Raw genomic sequence first — 23,337 nt, 5'->3', positions numbered from 1 at the left:
GAGGGCGGCTAGTTCGCGAGCCGCACGGTCCGCCCGTCGCGGAGGATCCAGCCGGCGCTGACGTGCAGCGTGAGCGCCGCCACCGACACGACGAGCGGTAGCGTCCAGCCGCCACTGAGGTCGTGCGCCCAGCCAAACAGCACGGGGCCGAGCGCGGCGATGCTGTAGCCGACGGCCTGCGACATTCCCGACACCGCCGCGGCGGTGTGCGCGTCGGGTGAGCGCTGCGCGATGAGCGTGAGCGACACGCTGAGCGCCGCGCCGCAGCAGAGGCCGAGGGCGACGATCCACACGAACGTCGCGCCGGGCGCGAGGACGAGCCCGACGACGCCGACGAGCTGGATCACGGGGAGCGCGACCTGCAGCAGCGATCTCCCGTCGAAGCGGAGCAGCAGTGGCGCCAGCAGGGAGCCGAGCATGCCGCAGATGTGGAACAGCGTGATGCCCGTACTCGTCATCGCCGCGCTCGCGCCGCGGGAGAACATGATCGGCGCGATCCAGGTCGCGAAGATGTAGAACGACGTCGACTGCGCGCCCATGTAGCACGCGAGGAGCCACGCGGTCTTCGAGCGCCAGACCGCGCGGCCGACGCGCGGCGCGGGGGCGGGAGCCGCGGGCGCGGTACGGGCGGCGCGCCTGGCGCCGCGCTCGGCGATGAGGATCCAGGCGAGGAGCGCGATCGGGATCGTCAGCCCGGTAGCCAGCAGCCCGGCCTCCCACCCGAGCGGCCGCCCGGCGACCTCAGCCCGCGACACCGGGATCGCGATCGCCGTGCCGATGCCGGCCGCGCCCCCGAGCGCCGCTGAGTAGACGCCCATCACCGCTGGCGTGCGGGGGCCGAAGTCACGCTTCACGATCGCGGGCATGAGCACGTTCGCGACAGCGAGGGCCGCCCCGATGAGCACGGTGCCGAGCCAGAGGTTCGCGGTTGAGAAGTCGAGTGAACGCCAGACCGTGCCGAGGGCGAGTACGACGAGCGACAGCGTCACCGTCCGGTCCATGCCGAACCGCGCCGAGAGTGTCTGCGCGAACGGCGAGACCGCGGCCCACGTGAGCAGCGGGATCGATGCGAGCAGCCCCAGCGTGCCCGCGCTCACGCCGCGGCTGTCCGCGATGTCGTTCAGCAGCGGGCCGACGCCGGCGATCGTCATGCGCATGTTCAGTGCGACGAGGAAGACGGCGACGAACTGCCAGAGCAGGCGCTTCGAAGGGGTACTCACTCCCTGATGCTACCCGCTCGGGGCGTGCGGGCGGCCGCCGAATCAGGGAGACTGGCGGTATGACGCAGCCTGAGACCTGGAACATCGATGCGCTCGACGGTGGAGAGCACACCCTGCTCACGGTGCCGCTGGGCGAATGGGAAGCGATGCTCGGGGGCGGGCCAGACCGGTTCGTCGTGACGGCATCGGCGGGCGGCGGGACGCGTATTGCGAACGCGCGTACGCTCCGCGAGGACTTTGATGAGGAGGAGACCGTCGACCTGACTGTCGGAGGCCAAGGCATCGACTACCCCTGGGAGTACGTCCTCACCCGCGACGAGGCGCTCGCCGCCATGACCGACATTGCGGCGGGCGAGCTGAGCGGCGAGCGCTGGGAACTCATCTCTTAGCGCAGAGTGCCGCCCCCTGCGGCGGCCGCGGGGTCGACAGCCGCGGCGGCGGTGGCGGTGGCCGTGGCGCGCTCACGGGCGAGCACGGTGAGCGCCCCGCCGGCCACCGAGAGCACCGCCGCGACCGAGAAGACGAGCCAGAAGTCGCCGACAAGGGCGACGAGCAGCGCGCCGATCACGGGGCCGAGGAGCTGACCGAGGGCCGCCGCGGTGTTCACGAGCCCGAGGTCGCGGCCGTGGTCGCGCTCGCTGGGGAGCACGTCGGTCGCGAACGCGAGGCCAACCGTCGAGAACGCGCCGTAGCCGACGCCCATCACGCCCGCGGCAACGATCGTCGTGCCGAACGTCGGCGAGACGACGAGCAGCACCCCAGACAGCGCCTGCACGACCGTCGCCGCGAACGCGAGACCGCGCCTGCGGCCCAGCCTGTCCGAGACGAGTCCCGCGGCGACCGATGCCACGACGACGAACACGGTGTAGACGACAACGACGATGAGTAGGTTGTCCTCGGCGGCGGCGTGTTCCTGGCCGAGGCCATACAGCAGAAAGAACAGGAACAGCGAGGTTCCGAGCGCGTTTCCGATGTTCACTACGAGCCTGCCGATGAGCACCCACCGGAAGTCGCGGTCGCGGATGGACCCGAAGCGGTGCCCCTCTGGAGCGCGCGCCGCCGATGCTGCGCCGGCGGGCATCGCGTGCGAAGGGGCGGTCGAGCCCGACGGATCGGGGAGCAGGATCGCGGTGAGCGTGCCGATCACCGCGACCCCGATCGCGAGCATGACGTAGCCAGCCGCGATGCTCAGCCCGAGCAGCACAACGGCCCCGACGCCGAGCACAATGCCGAGGGCCTGCGCCGACGACGCCGCGGACGACGCCGCGCCGCGCTGCTCGGGCGGGAGCTGGTCTGCGATCATCGCCGCGAACGCCGCGGAGGCGATGGCGGTGCCGATGCACACGCCGACCCAGGCGGCGCCGATCCCGAGCGCGGTCGTGCTCGCTCCCGTGCAGAGCAGACAGGCCGCCGCGATCCACACCCCGGCGAGCGCCCAGGGGCGGCGCTTGGGCCGCGATCCTGATTGCCTGTCTGACAGCGCACCGGCGACCGGGCCGGCGAGCACGCCGGCGAGCCCGCCGACGCCGAGCACGATGCCCGACGACACGACTCCCCGCACCCACCCAGCCTCGTTGTCCGGGGTGTCGAGCTGGAGCGGGAGGAGCAGCTGCAGCGGCGTGAGCTGCGCCGTCCAGAGCACGATCCACGCGAGCGTGAACAGGGTGAACCAGGCGCGGCCGACTCTGGCCCGCGTGATCTGTGTTTCGGACATCTTTATCCTTTGTGCATGAGAGCCGCGACCGCTGCGCCGGGCTGAATTTGCTGGATGAAGTTTACGCCCGTCCGCGCGTATGGTGGGAGTATGCGTGCGATCATTGCGAACCAGTCAGGCGGACCAGAGGTACTCGAGATTGCGGATGTGGCAGCGCCGCAAGCGGGGGAGGGCGAGCTACTCGTCGACACCGCCGCCATCGGCGTGAACTTCATCGAGACGTACCAGCGATCGGGGCTCTACCCGGTGCAGTACCCGTTCACCCCGGGCGCTGAGGCCACCGGCCGGATCGCGGCGATCGGCGAGGGCGTCGAGGGCTTCGAGATCGGCGACCGCATCGTCACCGCCGAGGCACGCGGCACGTACGCCGAGCAGTTCGTTGTCGCAGCTGAGGCGGCCGTGCGCGTGCCCGACTCGCTCGCCGAGGTCTTGACGGACGACCGGGCGGCGGCCCTGCCGCTCCAGGGGCTCACCGCACACTACCTCGGGACCTCGTCGTCGCGCCCTGAGGCCGGCGAGACCGTGCTCCTGCACGCAGGGGCCGGCGGCGTCGGCCTGCTGCTCACCCAGCTGCTCGCCGCACGCGACGTGCGCGTCATCGCCACTGCCTCCACCGAGGAGAAGCGTGAACTCAGCCGCGCCGCCGGCGCCTTCGAGGCGATCCCGTACGAGGGCTTCGCCGACCGCGCCCGCGAGCTCACCGACGGCGACGGCGTCTCGGTCGTGTACGACGGCGTCGGCAAGGACACCTTCGACGATTCGCTGCGCGCGCTCAAGGTACGCGGCAACATGGTGCTCTTCGGCGGCGCGAGCGGCCCGGTGCCGCCGTTCGACCTGCAGCGGCTGAACGCGGGCGGGGCGCTCAGCGTGACCCGGCCGTCGCTCGCGTACTTCCTCCGCAGCCCGGAGGAGCGCGCGTGGCGCTACGGCGAGCTGTTCGGCGCGCTGAAGGCTGGCACGCTCGACCTGCGCGTGGGGGCCACCTTCCCGCTCGCGGAGGCCGCAGACGCCCACCGCGCGCTCGAGGGTCGCGCGACCACCGGCAAGGTCGTGCTCACCGTCTAGTTGGGGCTGGCCCGGTGCTCGTGCAATGTCATCTGGCGTCACGCAACTGGGCCGCGCCGCGAACGCCGGATAGCGTCAAGGTATGACACGGATCGAGACCACCACAGCCGGCAGCCTTCCCCGCACCGAGGCGCTCATCGCAGCGAACGCCGCACGCACCTTCGAGGACGACGGGTTCACGCTCAAGTCGACCCCAGAGTTCGAGGCGCTCGTCGCCGAGGCGACCCGCGACGTTGTCGACAGGCAGCGCGAGGCGGGCATCACGCAGCCCGGCGACGGCGAGTTCGGCAAGGCGATGTCGAACGCCGTGGATTACGGCGCGTGGTGGACGTACTCGTTCCAGCGCACCGCTGGCCTCGAGATCACGGGTAAGGACATCTTCAGCCAGGAGCCCGTCCGCTCGGAGCCGGGCAACGTGCGCCTCACGACGTTCCCCGACCGCCGCGACTGGACCGCGTTCGCCGCCGCATACCAGGATCCGGAGGGCGGCATCAGCGTCGGCAAGAACGCGACGGCCTTCCCGGCGACGACCGGCCCCATCAGCTACACCGGCCAGGACGCGATCGCCGCCGACACCCGCAACCTCGTCGCGGCGCTCAAGCCGGGGGAGCGCGGCTTCCTCACCGCGATCGCCCCGGGCTCGGCGGCGCGCATCGAGAACGAGTTCTACGCGACCGAGCAGGAGCACATCGACGCATGGGTGGACGCGCTGCGCGAGGAGTACCGCGCCGTGACCGACGCGGGCCTCATTCTGCAGCTCGACGATCCCTCGCTTGCCGAGAACTGGGATCAGATCAACCCGGAGCCGAGCGTCGAGGACTACCTCGCGTTCACGCAGATCAGGATCGACGCCATCAACCGCGCCATCGAAGGGCTCCCGAAAGAGCAGATCCGGCTGCACCTGTGCTGGGGCTCGTGGCACGGGCCGCACACGACCGACATTGAGCTGAAGCACATCCTGAAGACCGTGCTCGGGGCGAACGTCGGGCAGATCTCGTTCGAGGCGGCGAATGCGCGCCACGAGCACGAGTGGGCGGTCTGGGACGAGCAGCGTGACCTCATCCCTGACGACCTGATCCTCGTGCCCGGCGTCGTGAGCCACGCGACGAACCTCGTCGAGCACCCCGACCTCGTCGCGCAGCGCATCGAGCGGTTCGCGAAGATTGTCGGGCCCGAGCGGGTCATCGCCGCGACCGACTGCGGCCTCGGCGGGCGAGTGCACCCGCAGATCGCCTGGGCGAAGCTCGAGTCGCTGGGCGAGGGCGCGCGCCGCGCACGGGTCTAGGGGGTTGGCCGCCCGGCACTCGGGCGCTCACTCACACCGCCAGCCCTGTACCCGCTCTCTCACAGCGCATGTGATCTGCAGTTCCTATGCCGCCCGCCCAGCGTGTCCGACATAGGAACTGCAGAACACAGATCTTGCGCCGCGCTGGGCTCTATCAAGGGACCCACTTCGGCGTTGCCCCTCGGGGCACTGTGTCCCTAGTGAGGGTCGCCGATGCAGAACTCGTTGCCGTCGGGGTCGGTGAACGTGTCCCAGGAGAAGTCGGACTCGCCGCGCCTGCCGAGGTGGGTCGCGCCGGCGGCGGTCCACTCGGCGACCATCGCGTCACGGTCGACGTCGGGGGTGCGGTCAAAGTCGAGGTGTACCCGGTTCTTGCCGGGAGTCGGGTCCTCGACCTTCTGGAAGCCGAGCGCGACCGGCACCTCTGACGCGCGCACCATGCAGAACCAGCCGTCGGCGTCGTGGACGATCTCGCCGCCCAGACGCTCGGCCCACCACGCGGCGAGCGGCCGGGGGTCTGCGGTGTCAATCGTGACCATGCCGAGTCGGATCATGTGGGGCTCCTCGTGGTGCTGTGGCGGTGGGCGGGACTACGGCACGCGCCGCAGCCACTCCTCGGATGAGAACTTCTGCTCGACGAGCCGCTCCGCCGCGTCCCACTCGCCCTCGGTGACCTCGCCCATCACTCCGCCGTGGCGCCGCTGGAAGACCTCGATCATGCGCTCGACGATCTCTTCGCGGGTCTTGCCGGTCTGGCTCTTCAGCGGGTCGACGCGCTTCTGCGCGCTCGCGGTGCCCTTGTCGGAGAGTTTCTCGCGCCCGATCCTGAGCACGGAGGTCATCGCCGTGGGATCCATGTCGTAGGCCATCGTCACGTGGTGCAGGATCGCGCCGGAACCGAGCCGCTTCTGCGCCGCGCCGCCGATCTTGCCGAGCGGGCTCGTGATGTCGTTGAGCGGCTTGTAGACGGCGTCGATGCCGAGCGACTTCAGCGCCTCGAGCACCCAGTCGTCGAGGTAGGCGTAGGAGTCGGCGAACGACATACCGCGCACCAGCTCGCCCGGAATGTAGAGCGCGTAGGTGATGCTCGCCTCGGGCTCCATATACATCGCCCCGCCGCCCGAGATGCGGCGAACGAGCGTCGCGTTGTGCTCGGCGGCGGCCTCCTCGTCGACCTCGTTCTTCACGGACTGGAATGAGCCGATGATGACGGCGGGTTCGTTCCACTCCCAGATGCGCAGGGTCGGGCCGCGAAGGCCCTCGCCGACGGCGGTGGTGAGGACCTCGTCGAGCGCGGCGTTGAGCATCGGGGTGACTGCCGGTTCGCGCACGATCTGCCAGTCGTAGTCGCGCCAGTGGGCGGCACCGGTGACGCCGCGGCGGATGGCGACACCGACCGAGTCGGGCGTGAATCCAAGCAGGTGCACCTCGCTCGGGAGCGCCTGCCTGATCGCGTTCGCGAACTCCTCGATCGTCGAGTTCGGGTTCATGCCCTCGATCGCAGCATTGATGTCGAGGAGCGCCTCGTCGGGTTCGAGGAAGAAGTCTCCGGAGAGCCTGAAGTCAACGATCTTGCCGTCGTCGACCTCGAAGTCGACGACCACGAGCTTGCCTCCGGGAACCTTGTATTCGCCGTGCATGTCACCCTCCTTGTGCCGTACTCCCCAGGGTACTCCTCGGGGGTCGCGAGGGCTATGCGGGCGCGGCCCCGGCCCAGGCTGGCTCCCGGCCCCGGCCCGGCTGGCTCCCGGCCTCGGCCCCGGCCCTCCCACCGGGTCCGCCCGCAGGACCCCGGCCCCGGCCGCTCGAGAGTTGGCGCTTGTTGTCGTTCTGATCGTCCCACAACGACAACAAGTGCCAACTCGGTGCGCGAGCTGGGGCGGGCAGTGCGGGCTGGGCCGGGGCAGGGATGGCTCGGGCCCAGGCAGGGCCGGCACAAGAACAGCGCAGGAGTAAGGTGAACAGAATGAACAGGAACTGTCGTGGCTGAACCGATCGCGAAGTTTCTGCTGCGGCTCGCCCCGATGATCTACGGGCCGACACTGCTGTTTGCCCTCGGTCAGGGCGCGCTGATCCCGCTGATCCCGACAATGGCGACACGGGCCGGCGCCGACCTTGCAACCTCCGGCCTCGTCGCGTCTGCCCTGGTCGTCGGCCAGCTGTGCGGCAACATTCCGGCGGGTTGGCTCGTCGCGAAGGTCGGCGAGCGCATGGCGATGGTGATCTCGGGGTTCCTCGCGCTCGCGGGCGCCCTCATGCTCCCGTTCGCCACGAACATCGGCGTGCTCGCGCTCGCGATCTTCATCAACGGCTTCTGCGCGGCGGCCTTCGGGCTCGCCCGGCACTCGTTCATGGCCACCCACGTGCCGTTCCACTTCCGTGCACGGGCGCTCGCGCTCCTCGGAGGAAGCTATCGCTTCGGCATGTTTCTTGGCCCGTTCGTCGGTGCGCTGCTGCTTGGGGCGAGCGGCCACGAGAGCGCCGTCATCTGGTTTCTCATCGCGTGCCTCGCAGCAACCGTGCTGCTCGTCTGGTTCGGCCCGGACCCTGAGCGTGAATTCGAGGCTGGCGCGCGCGAGCCCGTCACAGGAGAAGCGACTGCGGGCGTGAGTCTGCCGGACTCGCCCGATGCGAAGGAGGGCGTGTTCAGCACGATGGTGCGGTTCCGCGCCGTGCTCGCCAGGCTCGGGCTCGCGGCGTCGACACTCTCGGCGCTGCGGGCGGCGCGACAGGTTGTGCTCCCGATTTGGGGCGTCGCGATCGGCCTCGACGCCCAGACGATCTCGCTGGTCGTCGGCATCTCAGGCGCCCTTGACTTCGCGCTGTTCTACGCGAGTGGCCAGGTGATGGATCGCTTCGGTCGGTTATGGGCCGTCGTGCCGTCGATGCTCATGATGAGCTTCGCATTCCTCACGCTGTCATTCACGGGCGGCTGGGACTCGGCGACCGTCTGGTTCGTCGCGCTCGCCGCAGTCATCGGGGTCGCCAACGGGCTCTCGAGCGGGCTGCTGCTCACGCTCGGCGCCGACCTTGCTCCGAAGCAGAACCCGGCACCCTTCCTCGGCTCGTGGCGCACGCTCACCAGCGCGGGCGCAGCGGCCGCGCCCCTGCTGTTCTCAGGCATGGCGGCCGTCGCCCCAATTGGGGTTGCGACGGCTGCGATGGGGGTGATCGGGCTGTTCGGCACCTGGGCGTTCCTCCGCTGGATGCCACGGAAGGGTGGCCGGGCCTAACCCGACCGGCGCGGGCCTGGTACGGCAGTCCGCCGGCCCTCGAGCGGCCCTCTCACACCAGGTAGTTCGCGTCGGGCACGTCGGTGACGAACATGTAGCCGGGGGCGTGCGTGAGCGCGAACGGTGGCTTCGACGCCATGATGGCCGCCTGCGGTGTGACGCCGCAGGCCCAGAAGACTGGAACCTCGCCGGCACGAATCTCGGGGGCGTCACCGAAGTCGGGCGCCTGCACGTCGGCGATACCGAGACTGGCGGCGTCGCCGACGTGCACCGGAGCGCCGTGCACGGCCGGGTATCGGCCAGAGATCTGCACGGCCTCGGCTACCCGGTCGCCGGGGATCGGGCGCATCGAGACCACAAGTTCCCCGGTCAGCCGGCCCGCTGGGGCGCAGGCACGGTTCGTGCGATACATGGGCACGTTGCGTCCGAGGGTTTGATGCCTGATTTCGATGCCCGCATCCACGAGGCCGGCCTCGAACGTGAAGCTGCAGCCGATGAGGAACGACACGAGATCGGGATGCTCCTCCCACGCGGCGGAGGCGTCGGTCGGTTCCTCCGCAAGCTCACCGTCGCGCCATACCCGGTACTTCGGGATGTCGGTTCGCAGGTCCGAGCCGGGCGCAAGCAGCGACTCGGTCGTCCCCGCATCGAGCACCTCGAGCACCGGGCACGCCTGAGGGTTGCGCTGCGCGTACAGCAGCACGTCGTACGCCCAGTCAGCTGGCACCGAGATGAGGTTCGCCTGGACGATTCCGTGGGCGACGCCGCTGGTCGGGGCGACGGCGCCCGCGCGGTATTCCGCCCGCGCCGCTCTGGCTTCTGCCAGTTGTGCTGGGGTCGTAAGTATGCGTGTCATAGCGCTCCTCCTGCCGTCGTTGGTGAGTCGTACGTTGTGCGGGTACGGCCGCTAGTCAATGCTTCCGATTGCGGCACCGGCTGCGAGGACGGCCCCGCGCTCGGCGCCGTGCCGAAGCGTGCCTGCGACGGGCGCCTTGACAGGCACCTCCATTTTCATCGCTTCGAGCAGTGCCACGGTGTCGCCGGCCTGAACGACGGCGCCGTCTGCGACCGACCACGACGCGAGGGTCGACGCGAACGGCGCGGTGAGCGCCCCGGCAGGCGAACCGGAGTCCGGGCCGGCAGCACCGACACCGGTAACACCAACACCAACAGCACTCGCACCAGCTCCCTGCGTCACGGCCCCAGTCTCAAGCCGAGCGAGCAGGCTCTCGGGCAGCCCGAGCTCGACGAACTTGCCGTCGAGCTCGATTGGCAGGCGCGTGAGCCGCGGCACGCCAGGGGCTGCGACGGCGGTCGCGGGCTCGAACTCAGCAGTGGATTCCTCCTCGATCCAGCGGGTGTGGACGCCGAACGCGCCGCCCGGCGCGGCGAACGCGTCGTCCGCGACGACAGACCTGTGGAACGGCAGCACCGTCGCGACGCCCTCGACGACGAACTCGGCGAGCGCGCGCCGCGACCTGCGCAGCGCCTCGTCGCGGTCCGCGCCCCACACGATGAGCTTCGCGAGCATCGAGTCGAAGCTGCCGGGAACGGTGTAGCCCTGGTACACGCCGGAGTCCACGCGAACGCCTGGGCCGGCGGGCAGCTCGAGCCTGGCGACGGTACCCGGGGTCGGCAGGTAGCCGAGGCCGGGGTCTTCCGCGTTGATCCTGAACTCGAACGCGTGCCCGAACGTGGGGATCTCGGTGGGCACGGTCATCGGCTCGCCCGAGGCGATGATGAACTGCTGTTGCACGAGGTCGATGCCCGTGACTACCTCGGTGATCGGGTGCTCGACCTGGAGCCGGGTATTGACCTCAAGGAATGACAGCGTGCCGTCGTCACCGAGCAGAAACTCGACGGTGCCGGCGCCGACGTAGCCTGCGGCGGCGCACACCGCGGCGGCAGCGTCGTGGATCCGCGCGCGCAACTCGTCCGAGATGAAGGGTGCTGGTGCCTCCTCGACGAGCTTCTGGTTGCGGCGCTGTAGCGAGCAGTCCCGGGTGCCGAGTACCGCGATCCGGCCGTGGCGGTCGCCGAGTACCTGCGCCTCGATGTGCCGCGGCCTGTCGAGGAAGCGTTCGACGAGGCAGTCGCCTCTGCCGAAGGCCGTGGTCGCCTCGCGGACGGCGGCGTCGTAGGCGTCTGCGATCTCGGCGCGCTCCCGCACGACGCGCATGCCGCGACCGCCGCCGCCGAAGACGGCCTTGATCGCGAGGGGGAGGCCGTGCTCGTCGGCGAACGCGAGGACCTCCTCGACGTCTGACACCGCCCCTGGGGTGCCGGGAACGAGCGGCGCTCCGACCTCGGCGGCGAGCGCCCGGGCGCGTGCCTTGTCGCCCAGCGTCTCGATCGTGGTGGGGTCCGGTCCGATCCACGTGAGGCCAGCGTTCTGCACCGCGGTCGCGAAGTCTGCGCGCTCGGAGAGGAAGCCGTAGCCGGGATGCACGGCGTCGGCGCCGGCCCTGGCGGCGACGGCGAGGAGCTTTTCGATGCTGAGGTAGCTCTCGGCCGGGGTGGTTCCGTGCAGCGCGTATGCCTCGTCCGCGAGGCGCACGTGCAGGGCGTCGGCGTCGTCATCGGAGTAGACGGCGACGCTTGCGATGCCAGCGTCGTTCGCGGCGCGGATGATGCGGACGGCGATTTCCCCGCGGTTCGCGATGAGGATCTTGGTGAGTGTCACTGTCGTGTCTCCGTTCGTGTGTGCGGCTGGTCCGTGAAGAGGGTGAACCGCACGGTGGTACCGGGTGCGAGCTGCGCGGCGAGCTCGATGTCGTCGTCGTGGACGACCGCAATGACGGGATAGCCGCCGGTGAGCGGGTGGTCTGCGAGAAAGAGCACGGGCTGCCCGTCGGGCGGAACCTGGAGCGACCCGAGCACGACGCCCTCGCTCGGAAGCTCGGCGTCGGCGTGAGCCGCGTCTCTGCGGAGTGGCTCGCCCGTGAGTCGCACGCCAACGCGGTCGCTCTGTGGCGCCACCGTCCACTGCTGAGTGGTGAGGCGCGCGACGGCGTCGGCGTCGAACCAGTCGTCGCGCGGGCCAAGCACGACCCGTAGCGTCGCGACGTCGCCCTCCGAGGGAAGATCAGGATCCTGCGGGGCGGGCGCACCGACCGCAGACGCCGCCGCGCCCGCCGGACGGATCTCGTCGCCGACGGTGAGCGGCGCTGGCCCCAGCCCCGCAAGTGTGTCGCGGGAGCGGCTGCCGAGGAATGCATCGCCGCCCACGCCACCCCGGAGAGCGAGGATCGAGCGCAGCCCGCGCCCTGCGGGGCCGAGCGTGAGGCGCTCGCCGTCGCTGAGGCGGAAGGGCGTTCCGTGGGCGACGTTTCGCGAGCCGAAGGGGCCGGTGATGCGGCCCTGCCGTACGGCGCCAGTGAGCGCGAGCACGACGGTCGCGAGGGCGTCGGCGGCAAAGCCGCCGTGGCCGAGTTCGAGGGCCGCGGCACCCGGGGCGTTGCCGACGAGCGCGTTCGCGGTTCGATAGGCGCCGCGAATCGCGGTCCCTGCGCGTCCGACGCCCATCCCCGCGGCGCCGAGGCGCCCCGCATCCTGCACGAGCGTCTGCAGCCCGGCGTCGACGACGCGGAGCACAGCGCCGGGGCGATCCGGATCGGTGTTGCGCTGAGGCGCTGTCGCCCGAGTCGCGTGGATTTCCGTTTTCTCGCGGACCGCCGTGAAGCGGACCAGGCCGCCGGCGAGGAGCGCCGCGGGCTGCTCCCGCTCGGTGTCCCACATCCGCGCGCTCGTCGAACCGATGATCTGCCAACCTCCGGGACTCTCGCGGGGGTAGACCCCGGAGAACTCGCCGGCGAGTCCGACGGACCCCGGCTCGATGCGGGCCCTGGGGGTCGCGCGCCGAGGGACCGCGAGCGCGGGATCGCCGCCCGAGAGGTAGGCGAAGCCCGGCGCGAAGCCCGTAAAGGCGACCGCGTAGCTTGCGGCGGTGTGGCGCGCGACGACGGCCTCCTCGCTCATGCCGGTGAGCGCGGCGACCTCTGTGAGGTCAGGGCCCGAGTAGTGCACCGGAATGTTCACCTCGGGGCCCGCAGCCTGGGCGCGCGCCGCGGCGTGTGACGCGGCGAGCAGGGCAGGCAGCTTCGCTGCGATCCCTCGCGGATTGCGGCCGTCGCCCCCGAGGACGAGCACCGTCTGCGCCGCCGGAACGAGCTCGTCGGCGTGGAATTCGCCCCGCTCGCGCGCGACCGAGAGTGCCGCGAACACGTCGAGCGCAGCGTCGAGGGAGCCGCAGTCGATGAGCGCGGCTGTCGTTCCCGCCGGCTTGACGCTCGGCCGGTCGGTCGTCATGGGAGCGCCGGCCCGCTGAAGCTTGCGAGCTCGACGCCCGCTTGGAGGAGTCGTTCCCGCACCGCCCGCGCCATTCCGACGGCGTCTGGGCTGTCTCCGTGCACGCAGATGGACTCGGCCTCGACGTTGACGGTGCTACCGTCGCGCGCCGTGACGGTCCCGTGCTGGACGAGCTGCAGCATGCGCGCGGAGACGAGCTCCGGCTCGTGCAGCACCGCCCCGGGCTCGCTTCGTGCGACGAGCGCTCCGGTCGGCTCGTAGGCCCTGTCGGCGAACGCCTCGGGCACGGCGCGCAGCCCGGCGGCGCGCGCCTGCTCGACGAGCGGTGAGCCCGCGAGGCAGACGAGCGCGAGCTCTGGGCTGACGCGCTTGATCGCCGAGATCACCGTCGCGGCCTCGGCCTCGTTGAACGCGATGCTGTTGTACAGCGCTCCGTGGGGCTTCACGTAGCGGACCTTGGTGCCCGCTGCCCCGGCGAGGGCCTGCAGTGCCCCGATCTGGTAGATCACGTCGGCCTCGAGTTCGTCGGCCGGAAGCGTCATCGGGCGGCGCCCGAAGCCTGCGAGGTCGGGGTAGGCGACGTGCGCCCCGACGGTGACGCCGCGCGCGACCGCGTTCCGCACCGTCGTGAACGCGGTCTTCGGGTCGCCGGCGTGAAAGCCGCAGGCAATGTTCGCGCTCGTGACTGTCTCGAGCATGCTCTCGTCGTCGCCCATGCGCCACGACCCGTAGTGCTCGCCGAGGTCGCTGTTCAGGTCGATCCGCAACATCGATACCCCTTTCTGTATGGCGCGGCTATGCGCCGAGGAACTTGAAGATGGTGCTGAAGGAGACGGCTCCCATGTACCAGGTGAGCGCTGTCATGAGCGTACCGAGCACGAGCAGCCACAACTGAATGCGGTGGCCACCGAGCAGGTCGCGCCTGAACCAGGCGATGTACATGAAGACGGTGAACCCGATCGGCAGGATGAGGCCGTTGAATCCGCCGGCGAAGACGAGCAGCGCGACCGGGGTCGTGCCCATGACGAGGAACACGACGAGCCCGACGGCGATGAACACCACGGTCGCCCAGCTCCGCGCCCGCATGTTGAGCTTCGTGCTGAACACCGTCATGAAGGACACCGACGTGAACGCCGCGCCGATGACGCTTGAGATCGCCGCGGCCCAGAGCACGAGGCCAAACGCGCGCATGCCCCACTGGCCGGCGGCGGCCTCGAAGGCCTGCGCCGCGGGGTTCGCGGCGAGGTCGAGCATCACGCCGCTTGCGGTGACCCCGAGGAACGCGAGAAAGAGCACGTACCGCATGATGCCGGTCACCGCGATGCCGAAGAACGCGGAGCGCGTGACCTGCTTGATGTGCTCGGGCCCCGTGGTGCCCGAGTCGAGGAGCTTGTGGGCGCCCGCGTACGTGATGTAGCCGCCGACGGTGCCGCCGACGATCGTGGTGATCGCGGCGAAGTCGATGGTGTCGGGAAGCACGGTCTGCCGGAGTGCGTCGCCGACCGGCGGGTTCGCGACGACGGCGACGGCGACGGTGAGGCCGATCATAATGACGCCGAGCACGATGATCGCGCGGTCCATGATGAGCCCTGCGCGGTGTGACAGGAAGATCGCAATCGCGAGGACAGCGCTGATCGCCCCGCCGATGCGCGGGTCGAGCCCGAGGAGCGCATTCAGGCCGAGCCCGGCGCCCGCAATATTGCCGATGTTGAACACGAGGCCGCCGAGGATCACGAGGACCGAGAGCAGGTAGCCCGAGTAGGGGATGGCGGCGTTCGCGAGCTCTGCCGCGCGCTTGCCGGAGAGCGTGATGATCTGCCAGATGTTCGCCTGGACGATGAAGTCGATGACGATCGAGACCAGGATGCCGAACGCGAAAGCGGCGCCGAGCGTCGCGGTGAACGTCGCAGTCTGGGTGATGAAACCCGGGCCGATCGCCGAGGTCGCCATGAGGAAGATCGCGCCGAGGAGCGAGGATCGCCGGGCCTTCGCGAAGCCGACGGCCCCGCTTGCGACGGTCGCCGGGCCGGGAACGGTGACCTGGCTGCCGCCTGGCTCGTCGTGGTCGGGGGAGTGTGAGGTGCTCATCGCTGAGGGCCTTTCGCGTCGTTGCGTCACGTGCTTGACAGGGAGTGGAGTGATCCGTTCCATCAGCGTACACGGTTGTTTGAACAATGCAAGATGGATTGCTCAACAATCCTTGGTGCGCACTGTGCGCTTGCTACACTTCACGCATGTCATCCCCACGCACAACCGCGCCGTCAGAGGGCGACACGGCGGCAGTGTCGAGGGCGATGGAGGCAGCGGCAGAGATCCGCGGCCGAATCGCGAACGGCGAACTCAAGCCCGGTGACCGCGTCCCCGAGGCGAAGCTCGCGGAGTCACTCGGCATCTCGCGCAACACGCTGCGAGAGGCGTTCCGCACGCTCAGTCAAGAAGGTCTCATCACGCAGGTGCCGCATCGCGGGGCGTGCGTGGCGATCCCCAACATCAACACGATTATCGATGTGTATCGCGTGCGGCGGCTCGTCGAATGCCAGGCCGTCGCAGAGGCGCTCCCGCGGCACCCGGCGCTCGCGAAGATGCGCGCCGCGGTCGAGGAGGCGCTCGAGCATCGGAAGCGAGATGACTGGCCGGCAATCGCTGGCGCGAACATCCGCTTCCACCAGGCAATCTTCGAGCTCGCAGACAGTCCTCGCCTGAACCGGCTCTACGCCCAGCTCACTGCCGAGCTCCGGCTCGCGTTCGGGCTCATTGACGACCCCGAGTACCTCCACGCCCCGTTCCTCGAGCGGAACCTCGAGATCGTCGAGCTCCTCGAAGCGGGCGACACCGAGCGCGCGGCGAGCCAGCTCAGGGACTACCTGTTCCTCGCCGAGCGGATCCTGCTCGCGGGTTACGAGCGCCTCGACCTCGACTGAGCCGGCTCGCCCACGCGCAGCCCCGGGCCGGCTACCGGCTACTCGACGTGCTCGAGCAGCCAGGTCGCGAGGTCCGTGTAGACAGCGTCGCGGTTCGTCTCCTGGAGCAGCTCGTGACGCGCGCCCGGGTAGATCTTCAGCGCCACGTCGCGCACGCCGCGCGCCCGGTACGCGTCCGCGAGGCGTTTCAGCCCGTCTGCGCGGCTCAGCGGATCGTCGCTCCCGGAGACGATGAGCAGCGGGACGTCGACCGCGAGCCCCGGCCCGGGGGTTCCGAACAGTCGCAGCCCGTCGCTCACGCCGAACAGCTTCAAGATGTTCGCCTCGAAACACAGCGGATCAGCGATGAACGCGGACGCGGTCTCCGGGTCGCGGCTCAGCCACTCGAAGCCGTTCGCGCCGTCCTCGCCCGCCCAGTTCGCGTTGAGGTTGCCGCTCTCCATGAACCGCGGCGTCCGGTACGCGCTGCCTGAGAGCACGACGGCGTCCCACTGCCGCGGCGCCTCGTTCAGGATCCGCTGGGTCATCAGCGAGCCCCAGGAGTGACCGAGCTGCGCAACGCGCAGTCCCGGGTGCTCGGTCCGGATGATCTCGGTGAGCTGCCGAATGACCCCTTCGGCCGCGCGGAGGCCGCCGGGCCCGAGCTTGCCGAGGAGCGAGAGATCGCCGCCGTGCTGCCGGCGTCCCGTTTCGCCGTGACCGCGGTGGTCGTTCGCGTAGACGGCGAGACCCGCCCGCGCGAGGAATCGCGCGAAGCCGTCGTAGCGCAGCGCGTGCTCGCCGATGCCGTGAGCGATCTGCACGGCGCCGACGGGCTCCGGCCGCCGATCAGGATCGGGTAGCCACGCGTAGGCGCTGATCTCGATGCCGTGCGCGTCGGTATAGGTGAAGTCGCGGCGTCCGGGGGAGTGCTGGTCGTTCATGGCTCCATTCTTGCGCACCGGGCGCAAATATACTGTGGGAATGCGGCGATCGTTGCTCCGAGCTGCACCGCTCGCGCTGGCGGCGATGCTTGCACTTTCGGCGTGCGTGCCGAGCGAGGCTGAGGGGGATGAACTAGTGGGTCACGTGAGCGTTACGTCGTTCGAGGTTGCCGGGCCGGTGCCCGCCCCCACGGGCGGCATCAACCGCGCAGGATCGGCCCGAGTGCCGGTGCGCGGCTACGAGCCTGTCGGTGACGTTCAGCCGTGGGCCACGCTCGTCTGGGCGCACGGTGGCTCGTTCATTCGTGGCACGCTCGACTGGCCCGAGGCCGACTGGGTATCGCGCAGCTTCGCCGCGGCCGGACTGCGGGTGATCTCCGTCGACTACGTGCTCGCGAGCGACACCGTGAAGGCGCCGGCGCCGTCGAACGACGTCGCGGCGGTTGTCGCGTGGGCCGGGGCCGAGTACGGCGGGCCGCTCGTCGTCGGCGGGGCGAGCGCGGGCGCGCATCTGGCGACCCTCGCGACCCTCGCGCAGGCGGAGCGAGCCCCGGAACGTGCCGCGGCCGCGCTGCTGCTCGAATACCCGACGATGCATCGCACCCAACGAGTCGATCCGCAGCTCGCCGACGCCGTTGCTGCGCTGCCGGAGGCGCGTCGGTTCCGCGCCGACCGGATCGCCGAGATGTACAGCTTCTACCTTGGCAGCGGGCTGACTGATGGCGGGCCCCTGGTCGTGGGTGAGCTGCCCGCCGACCGGCTCGCGCTGCTGCCACCGACGATTATCGTGAACGCCGACGCCGACGAACTGCGCGCGTCCGGCGAGGAGTTCGCTGACCAGCTGCGTGCCGCGGGTGTGCCCGTGACGGAGCGGATCGAGCTCGGAACCGTGCACGGCTACCTCAACCGGCCGGACGAATCCGCCAGCGCGCGAGAGCAGTCGGCCGCGACGATGGCGCACTTCGTGAGCGAGCTGCGGAGGACACTCTCGCTGTAACTCCTGTGCGGACGACGGCCAAGCTGCATCGCCATACCGCGCCGCGCCACGGGCAGCCCTAGACTGAGGCAATGAGCGATTTCGTATTGTCACTGCCGACTGATCCGGGACTGCGAGCGGCGATTGGGGAGATCGACGGCGTCGACATCGTCGAGTGGGATCTTGATGGACCCGCGCCCCGATCCCACATCGATATCATCGTGCCCCCATACTGGGGCGGGATCCGCCGACTCGCCAAGGTTTCGGAAGTATCGGCGCAGCTCATCCAGTGGCAGTCGATCGGCTACAACGGAATCGAGAAGTATCTGCCGAGTGGTTACCCGCTCGCGAACGCGACCTCCGTGCACGAGGCAGCGACCGCCGAGCTCGCCGTCGGGCTCGCGATTGCGTCGCAGCGCGGGCTGCCGCGGTTCATCCGCGACGGTCTCGAAGGCAAGTGGGAGCTGCAGACCTTTCCGAGCCTCGCAGACCGCAACGTGCTCATCGTTGGCTATGGCGGCGTGGGGAAGGCTATCGAGGCGCGCCTCGCCGGGTTCGAGACGAAGATCACGAGGCTTGCCCGGTCCGCGCGCGACGAGCAGAACCTCGCGGGCGAGACCGTGCACGTCCACGGCCTCGACGAGTTGCACGCGCTGCTGCCCGCAACCGAGGTGCTGATCCTTGGGCTCCCGCTCAGCGACGAGACCCGCGGACTGTTCGACGCCGCCGCCTTTGCCGCGCTTCCCGACGACGCACTCGTCGTGAACGTCGGTCGCGGCCCGCTCGTCGTGACCGAGGATCTTGTCGCCGAGCTCACCGCGGGGCGTCTCCGCGCGGCCCTCGACGTCACGGATCCCGAGCCGCTCCCGGCCGACCACCCGCTGTGGTCGCTGCCGAACGCGCTCATCACCCCGCACGCTGGCGGCGACTCGACGGCGATGATGCCGCGCATGGTCTCCCTGATCCAGCGGCAGATCGCGGCGCTCCGTGCGGGCGAGCGGCCCGAGAACATCGTGCTGGGCGGTTAGCGCCAACACTGCCTCGTCGGCGCTTGCCGACACGCGCCCAACAGGTCAACGGCAGTCACCAGTGGAACTCTCCAATGGTGACTGCCGTTGTTGTGTTCGTACGCTGCTGCTGCATCATCTCGTCGACGCTGCACGTCGATTCTGAGGGCCCGCCGTCTGCGGCCGGGACACATACTGCACGTTTTCTGCAGAAGTGCTTACGAGGTGCTGACGGGCTCGGGGACCGGGTTGGAACGTACTTAATGCGGTGGGGAACGTCACCTCAGTTGCGGCGAACCTGGCGGCGCGGATGAGTCAGCCTGCGAGCCTATTGCAGGCCGCAAGAGCCGCTTGCGACAGGTGTGTGCCTTGGGCTCTTGCTCACAACAACGCGCCTGGCCAGCCCGCACCCTAGATGTGAAGGAAGTACCGTGTCTCCAACGCGACGCACCCGCACCGGGCGCCTCATTCGTCTCCTGTTGGGCGTCGGAGTCATCCTGGGCTTGATCTCGGGATCAGTCGTTGCGACGGATGCGCCAGCGCAGGCAGAGTCACGTCTGGTCGGCCAACTCATCTACAACCAGAACGCCAACTACTGGCCGATCAAGGTCGGCTCTACGGGGCCGGCCGGTCTGCACCTCAGAATCGCAACGGACTACTGGGCGAGCTCCGTCGAGGGCGTCTTGGCGCTTGAGCCGAACGCGAAATGGAGCATTCCCGGGCCCGGCGAGACCGGCAAGGTGATCAAGGTCGGCGGGCCGTTCGACGGATACTGCATGTCGACGGGGTTGCAGGATATCTGGGGCGGTCCCGACATCGTCGGAGTCTCGTTCGTTGACCCTGCGACGTGTTCGGGCAACGCCGAGGTGCTGATGTGGGAGCACCGCGTCAAGAGCCCGGGCAACTCGTTTACTCTCAGGCCCAAGGGCAACACGAGCCGCCTGGTGCAATTCCCGTTTACCTACAATCCAGCAGAAGGCCTCGATGGTACCGGGGTCATCATGAAGGAGGGCACCGGCTCCTTCAGCTACGGCGGGTTCGAACCGGCGCCAGTGACCCCCGACTACGCCGGCTCAACGCTCTCGGTTTCCGACGGGCAGGTGTATTGGGACGGCGGATCGCACACGGTCACCGCTCGAGTCAAAGGATCAGACGGCTCATGGATGAGCAATCAGGATGTCACGTTCACGATGTACACGGCCAATGGCTCAGCGATCACGAGCGAGTCGACGGTGGCGCCCGTGACGAAGACGTCGGACGGCCAAGGGTATGCGGTTGCGACGATTACGGCGAGCAAGGCTGGCTTCTACTCGGTGCGGGCAAAGATCGGGTCGAGTCCGGTCGCGAACAATGTCAACAGGGTGGTTGAGTTCGTCAACAAGCCAGCGCAGAAGGAGACCTCATATCTTGAGGTTTCAACCGGGACTCGCTGGGCGGACCAGGCCGACAAACACACGCTCACGGCGCACATTTTTGACGCGAACGGCAACCACAAGTCAGGCGTGCCGGTAACCTACAAGCTCTTCTCCGACGCGGCTGGCAAGTACCCAGTCGCCGCGAGTACGGCAGTCCCGGATCCGGTGTCGCCCACGTCGACGGGCGGAGGTCTGGCAGTATCGACGGTGTCCTCGAGGCTTGCAGGCACGTACTACGTGCAGGCAATCGCAAATATCGACGGTGTGGCGACCCCCATTCGCAACTCGCTTGCGCTGAAGATCCAGTTCGTTAATGGGGACGGCATCGACTTCTCGCAGTCGAAGTTGACGGTGACGCCGGGCGAGAAGGTCGTCGGCGTCGAAGACCACACCGCCACGGCGACGATATACAAGAGCGTCGGAGTGGTGTCGCAGGGCAAGGCCGTGATCTTCAAGATCTATAACCAAGATGGAGTCACTCCCGCGACCGGGGCAAGCATCACCGAGAGTGCGCTCACGGGTTCAGACGGAAAGGCCCACGCGACGATCCGCGGCACAGCTGCCGGAACGTATAAGGTCGTCGCGACGTATGCGGACGGTGGGGTCATCGCGGGTTCGCCTCAAACCGTCGTGTTTGTTGATCCGAAGCCCGATATGTCGCGCACTCTGCTTGAGGTGACAAAGGGCAACCGTTGGGCCAACGGGATCGACGAGCATGATGCGGTCGTGACTGTGCGTGACACGACCGGGGCTGTCATGTCTGGCCAGCCTGTGAAGCTCGTCGTGCGAAACGCCGACGGCACGGCGGCGCTCAACGCGGCGGTGTCGCCGAACAGTGCAACGACGGGCGGCTCTGGCAAGGTGTCCGCGACGGTCACGGCGACCACCCCAGGGAATTACACCGTCGTCGCCACGGTAGCGAGCGAGCGGGTCACTGGCGGCGAGAACCACATTGCGACCTTCATCCCAGCGGGGCCAGAGGTCGATTACGGTAGCTCGAACGTCGTGGTGACGCCAGGCGAGAAGATTGCCAATGGCGTCGAGACTCACACAGCGACGGCGACGGTCATGTCGACCACGAACGCGCCGATGGACGGCGTGAGCGTCAACTTCAAACTCTTCAACGAGGATTGGAGCGCCGCCTCCCAGGCGACGCTATCGACGAGCACACGTTCCACGGGCAGCGACGGGAAGGCCGCGGTGAGCATCACCGCCACGAAACCTGGCAAGTACTGGGTCGAGGCGACCGTCGCCGGTAAGGGCATCAAGAACTCGCGCGAGGTGTTCGCGCTGTTCGTCCCCGAGCCAGTGGTGCCGGGCCTGAATAACTCTGAGCTCTACGTGAGCCAGGACAACAGGTTCGCCGACGGCGTCGCAACCCACGTGGCGACGGCGACGATTCGGAGCACCACCGCGACCGGCGGCGTGCCGATCAAGGACCAACAGGTCGTGTTCACCCTGACGAACCCGGTGACTGGCGTGACCCTCACCTCGACGGGCACGAACGTGACGGACTCGAACGGCGTCGCGACCGCAAGGATCACCTCGACGAAGGCCGGAGACTACGTGGTTGAGGCGCGCCTCGCCGGAGACACCTCCTCGATCCAGGCACCCGTGAACCGCACCGCGCGGTTCATTGCAAAGCCAGCCGCGTCGCTCTCGGCCGACCACACCGTGAGCGCAAGCTCGGTGCCTGTCGGGGGGACGTTCGAGTACCGCATTTTTATGCGCAACACTGGCAACGCCGATGAGCAGGGGTCGGGCCTGAAGTTTCTTACCTCGACTGGTTCGACGAATCAGTTGACCACTGACTTCGAGATCGTTGACGTCAACGTCACCAGCGGATGGTTCGCGAATAGCGGAACGTGGTACAAGGACGTTTCGGCAAACTCCGAGGTCGAACTCGTCCTCACACTGAAGGCGAAGAAGGCCGGTACATACACGTCGAAGATCACTCAGGTACGGTCTGAGACGGTGTACTGCTCGGCGAACGGGCAGGCCGCGTGCGGCCCGAATCAGAAGATCACCGTGTTCGAGCCGACACCTCCCATCATGGAGTGCCCGACCGGGCCGTCGCTCGACGGTAAGGCGACGCTCACCGGCAAGGTGACCGCCGGCGCTGAGAAGGTCCGAGTGTACCAGCACCCGGCCGGCGGCGGAGCTGCGAAGCTCCTCGGCGAGGCGACGATTGCCGGCACGGGCGACGCGAGAACCTGGAGCTACAAGATCACCGATCCGCTCGAGCAGGGCAAGCACACCTTCACGGTGCGCGGCGTCGACGCGAGCGGCACCGAGACCGCGGACTCCGCGCCGAAGTGTGACCTGGCGGTCGTCTATCCCGTCGACGTCGTCGGCGAGAAGCGCATCGCGCCGGTCGCGCAGCAGTCGGGCTTGCTCGCACAGGCAGACCCCGCGAACTGGGAGATCACGGTCACCGAGGGCGGCAACATTCGCCCGATCAGTGGCGGCGCTCGGGAGCAGCTCGAGCCGGGCAAGACCTATACCGTCGGCGAGCGGATGCGGATCACGCCCGTGCCAGCGGTGAGCTCCCTGCTCTACGCGCAGCGAGGCCAGGTCGAGTGCGTTGACGGTGCGGGAGCTCCGCTGCCGGCGTCCATCTTCACCCCGGCAACGGGCACACTGAAGCTCGACGCCAGCGGCTCGGCGACCCCGGTGCGCGCGCCAATCACCTGCGGCGTGACGAACCAGACGGCGAACGTCTCATTCGTGACGAAGCGTGCGGGCGGCCAGACCATGGCCCCGGCACTGCAGTGGGGCCTCGAACTCGCGAACGCCAACTCGACCTACAACGTGCGCCTCGATTCCGTGCACTTCGTGAGCGAGGCGCGGCCCTCGGGCTACGACCTCACCGCGTCGGCGCCGATTGGGTACACCGTGACGGGGATCGACAGGCTCCGCACGGAGGCGCCCGATTGCGCAGCAGCGGCGAACGCAGCTACCGGCGCGACTGAGATGTGCTGGGAGCGAGTGAGCTCCGGCCCGACGCTCGCCGCCGCGGAGGTCGCGCAGGGTAAGCACTCCGTCTACCGGATCGTCGCCGAATACGCGCCGCAGGCGCCGCCGCTTCCTCTCACCGGAGGCCTCGGTTCGTGGCAGTTCACTGCCGGCGGGATCGGTCTCCTCCTCCTAGCTTCCGTTGCCTACTGGCGCAGGTCCCGGCGGTTTGCCGTGGCCGGTGCTCGGTAACGGTCCCCCCAAGCTCTTGGATCTTTTCGCGCAATCGAGAAGCACCCTGAGTTCCACCACACT

18 protein-coding genes are annotated in these 23,337 nt (G+C 68.9%); 8 read left to right on the top strand and 10 right to left on the bottom strand.

Translation table 11 applies throughout. From position 1 onward, the window contains the following. Positions 1-8 precede the first annotated feature (8 nt). Entirely contained in the window at positions 9-1,220 is a 1,212-nt protein-coding gene (locus tag BJ960_RS14360) for an MFS transporter (RefSeq protein ID WP_185987782.1), read from the bottom strand. A gap of 59 nt (positions 1,221-1,279) precedes the next feature. On the opposite strand from BJ960_RS14360, the gene BJ960_RS14355 reads away from it, so the two are divergent. Continuing rightward, a complete protein-coding gene (locus tag BJ960_RS14355; protein WP_185987781.1) occupies positions 1,280-1,609 on the top strand; it encodes a hypothetical protein in 330 nt (109 codons plus the stop codon). Here BJ960_RS14355 and BJ960_RS14350 read toward each other — a convergent pair. Then, the gene (locus tag BJ960_RS14350; protein ID WP_185987780.1) at positions 1,606-2,934 is read right to left on the bottom strand and encodes an MFS transporter; all 1,329 of its coding nucleotides are present in this window, start codon (positions 2,932-2,934) and stop codon (positions 1,606-1,608) included. The genes BJ960_RS14355 and BJ960_RS14350 overlap by 4 nt on opposite strands. Positions 2,935-3,024: 90 nt before the next feature. Here BJ960_RS14350 and BJ960_RS14345 point away from each other — a divergent pair, with 90 nt between their 5' ends. Together BJ960_RS14345 and BJ960_RS14340 are read left to right on the top strand one after the other, a co-directional pair. Then, positions 3,025-3,999 carry a quinone oxidoreductase family protein gene (locus tag BJ960_RS14345; protein ID WP_185987779.1) on the top strand — a complete coding sequence of 325 codons (975 nt, stop codon included), beginning with the start codon at positions 3,025-3,027 and terminating at the stop codon, positions 3,997-3,999. A gap of 82 nt (positions 4,000-4,081) precedes the next feature. After that, positions 4,082-5,284, top strand: coding sequence for a cobalamin-independent methionine synthase II family protein (locus BJ960_RS14340; RefSeq protein WP_185987778.1), 1,203 nt, complete (start codon positions 4,082-4,084; stop codon positions 5,282-5,284). Between the two features lie 197 nt (positions 5,285-5,481). On the opposite strand, the gene BJ960_RS14335 is transcribed toward BJ960_RS14340, so the two are convergent. Both BJ960_RS14335 and lplAB read right to left on the bottom strand, forming a co-directional pair. Continuing rightward, on the bottom strand, positions 5,482-5,838 hold the full coding sequence (locus BJ960_RS14335) for a VOC family protein (RefSeq protein WP_185987777.1): 357 nt from the start codon (positions 5,836-5,838) through the stop codon (positions 5,482-5,484). A 36-nt stretch (positions 5,839-5,874) separates the two neighbouring features. Then, positions 5,875-6,924: a lipoate-protein ligase LplAB gene (lplAB, locus tag BJ960_RS14330; protein WP_121076661.1), complete on the bottom strand. Its 1,050-nt coding sequence runs from the start codon at positions 6,922-6,924 to the stop codon at positions 5,875-5,877. 384 nt (positions 6,925-7,308) lie between these two features. Between lplAB and BJ960_RS14325 the strand changes: the two genes are divergently transcribed. Next, the gene (locus BJ960_RS14325; RefSeq protein WP_185988323.1) at positions 7,309-8,517 is read left to right on the top strand and encodes an MFS transporter; all 1,209 of its coding nucleotides are present in this window, start codon (positions 7,309-7,311) and stop codon (positions 8,515-8,517) included. 52 nt (positions 8,518-8,569) lie between these two features. Here the strand turns inward: BJ960_RS14325 and BJ960_RS14320 are convergent, their stop codons facing one another. Genes BJ960_RS14320 through BJ960_RS14300 form a run of 5 tightly spaced genes read right to left on the bottom strand, consistent with a single transcriptional unit; the run spans position 8,570 to position 14,913 of the window. Next, positions 8,570-9,373 carry a putative hydro-lyase gene (locus BJ960_RS14320; protein WP_185987776.1) on the bottom strand — a complete coding sequence of 268 codons (804 nt, stop codon included), beginning with the start codon at positions 9,371-9,373 and terminating at the stop codon, positions 8,570-8,572. Between the two features lie 51 nt (positions 9,374-9,424). After that, positions 9,425-11,200, bottom strand: a complete 1,776-nt coding sequence (locus tag BJ960_RS14315; protein WP_185987775.1) for an ATP-binding protein — start codon at positions 11,198-11,200, stop codon at positions 9,425-9,427. Next, the gene (locus BJ960_RS14310) at positions 11,197-12,825 is read right to left on the bottom strand and encodes a 5-oxoprolinase subunit B/C family protein (RefSeq protein ID WP_185987774.1); all 1,629 of its coding nucleotides are present in this window, start codon (positions 12,823-12,825) and stop codon (positions 11,197-11,199) included. The genes BJ960_RS14315 and BJ960_RS14310 overlap by 4 nt, the downstream gene beginning before the upstream one ends. Continuing rightward, on the bottom strand, positions 12,822-13,595 hold the full coding sequence (locus tag BJ960_RS14305; RefSeq protein WP_185987773.1) for a LamB/YcsF family protein: 774 nt from the start codon (positions 13,593-13,595) through the stop codon (positions 12,822-12,824). The genes BJ960_RS14310 and BJ960_RS14305 overlap by 4 nt, the downstream gene beginning before the upstream one ends. Positions 13,596-13,620: 25 nt before the next feature. After that, a complete protein-coding gene (locus BJ960_RS14300) occupies positions 13,621-14,913 on the bottom strand; it encodes an NRAMP family divalent metal transporter (RefSeq protein ID WP_185987772.1) in 1,293 nt (430 codons plus the stop codon). A 146-nt stretch (positions 14,914-15,059) separates the two neighbouring features. Here BJ960_RS14300 and BJ960_RS14295 point away from each other — a divergent pair, with 146 nt between their 5' ends. Further along, a complete protein-coding gene (locus tag BJ960_RS14295; RefSeq protein ID WP_185987771.1) occupies positions 15,060-15,746 on the top strand; it encodes a GntR family transcriptional regulator in 687 nt (228 codons plus the stop codon). 38 nt (positions 15,747-15,784) lie between these two features. On the opposite strand, the gene BJ960_RS14290 is transcribed toward BJ960_RS14295, so the two are convergent. After that, positions 15,785-16,669: an alpha/beta fold hydrolase gene (locus BJ960_RS14290; protein ID WP_185987770.1), complete on the bottom strand. Its 885-nt coding sequence runs from the start codon at positions 16,667-16,669 to the stop codon at positions 15,785-15,787. Between the two features lie 40 nt (positions 16,670-16,709). Between BJ960_RS14290 and BJ960_RS14285 the strand changes: the two genes are divergently transcribed. The 3 genes from BJ960_RS14285 to BJ960_RS17280 all read left to right on the top strand — a co-directional run bounded on the left by BJ960_RS14285 (position 16,710) and on the right by BJ960_RS17280 (position 23,274). After that, the gene (locus BJ960_RS14285) at positions 16,710-17,666 is read left to right on the top strand and encodes an alpha/beta hydrolase (RefSeq protein WP_237463439.1); all 957 of its coding nucleotides are present in this window, start codon (positions 16,710-16,712) and stop codon (positions 17,664-17,666) included. A 71-nt stretch (positions 17,667-17,737) separates the two neighbouring features. Next, entirely contained in the window at positions 17,738-18,673 is a 936-nt protein-coding gene (locus BJ960_RS14280; RefSeq protein ID WP_185987769.1) for a 2-hydroxyacid dehydrogenase, read from the top strand. Between the two features lie 410 nt (positions 18,674-19,083). Then, positions 19,084-23,274: an Ig-like domain-containing protein gene (locus BJ960_RS17280; protein WP_185987768.1), complete on the top strand. Its 4,191-nt coding sequence runs from the start codon at positions 19,084-19,086 to the stop codon at positions 23,272-23,274. Positions 23,275-23,337 lie beyond the last annotated feature (63 nt).

The organism is Leucobacter aridicollis, from assembly GCF_013409595.1.
GTDB lineage: Bacteria > Actinomycetota > Actinomycetes > Actinomycetales > Microbacteriaceae > Leucobacter > Leucobacter aridicollis.
This window is presented reverse-complemented; position numbering and strand designations above follow the sequence as displayed.

Bases quoted from the DNA above. Each gene is read 5' to 3' on its own strand.
- BJ960_RS14320 (WP_185987776.1), bottom strand. From the start codon at position 9,373: ATGACACGCATACTTACGACCCCAGCACAACTGGCAGAAGCCAGAGCG.
- lplAB (WP_121076661.1), bottom strand. From the start codon at position 6,924: ATGCACGGCGAATACAAGGTTCCCGGAGGCAAGCTCGTGGTCGTCGAC.
- BJ960_RS14305 (WP_185987773.1), bottom strand. From the start codon at position 13,595: ATGTTGCGGATCGACCTGAACAGCGACCTCGGCGAGCACTACGGGTCG.
- BJ960_RS14290 (WP_185987770.1), bottom strand. From the start codon at position 16,669: ATGAACGACCAGCACTCCCCCGGACGCCGCGACTTCACCTATACCGAC.
- BJ960_RS14340 (WP_185987778.1), top strand. From the start codon at position 4,082: ATGACACGGATCGAGACCACCACAGCCGGCAGCCTTCCCCGCACCGAG.
- BJ960_RS14280 (WP_185987769.1), top strand. From the start codon at position 17,738: ATGAGCGATTTCGTATTGTCACTGCCGACTGATCCGGGACTGCGAGCG.
- BJ960_RS14335 (WP_185987777.1), bottom strand. From the start codon at position 5,838: ATGATCCGACTCGGCATGGTCACGATTGACACCGCAGACCCCCGGCCG.
- BJ960_RS14310 (WP_185987774.1), bottom strand. From the start codon at position 12,825: ATGACGACCGACCGGCCGAGCGTCAAGCCGGCGGGAACGACAGCCGCG.
- BJ960_RS14350 (WP_185987780.1), bottom strand. From the start codon at position 2,934: ATGTCCGAAACACAGATCACGCGGGCCAGAGTCGGCCGCGCCTGGTTC.
- BJ960_RS14325 (WP_185988323.1), top strand. From the start codon at position 7,309: ATGATCTACGGGCCGACACTGCTGTTTGCCCTCGGTCAGGGCGCGCTG.
- BJ960_RS14285 (WP_237463439.1), top strand. From the start codon at position 16,710: ATGCGGCGATCGTTGCTCCGAGCTGCACCGCTCGCGCTGGCGGCGATG.
- BJ960_RS14300 (WP_185987772.1), bottom strand. From the start codon at position 14,913: ATGAGCACCTCACACTCCCCCGACCACGACGAGCCAGGCGGCAGCCAG.
- BJ960_RS14345 (WP_185987779.1), top strand. From the start codon at position 3,025: ATGCGTGCGATCATTGCGAACCAGTCAGGCGGACCAGAGGTACTCGAG.
- BJ960_RS14295 (WP_185987771.1), top strand. From the start codon at position 15,060: ATGTCATCCCCACGCACAACCGCGCCGTCAGAGGGCGACACGGCGGCA.
- BJ960_RS14355 (WP_185987781.1), top strand. From the start codon at position 1,280: ATGACGCAGCCTGAGACCTGGAACATCGATGCGCTCGACGGTGGAGAG.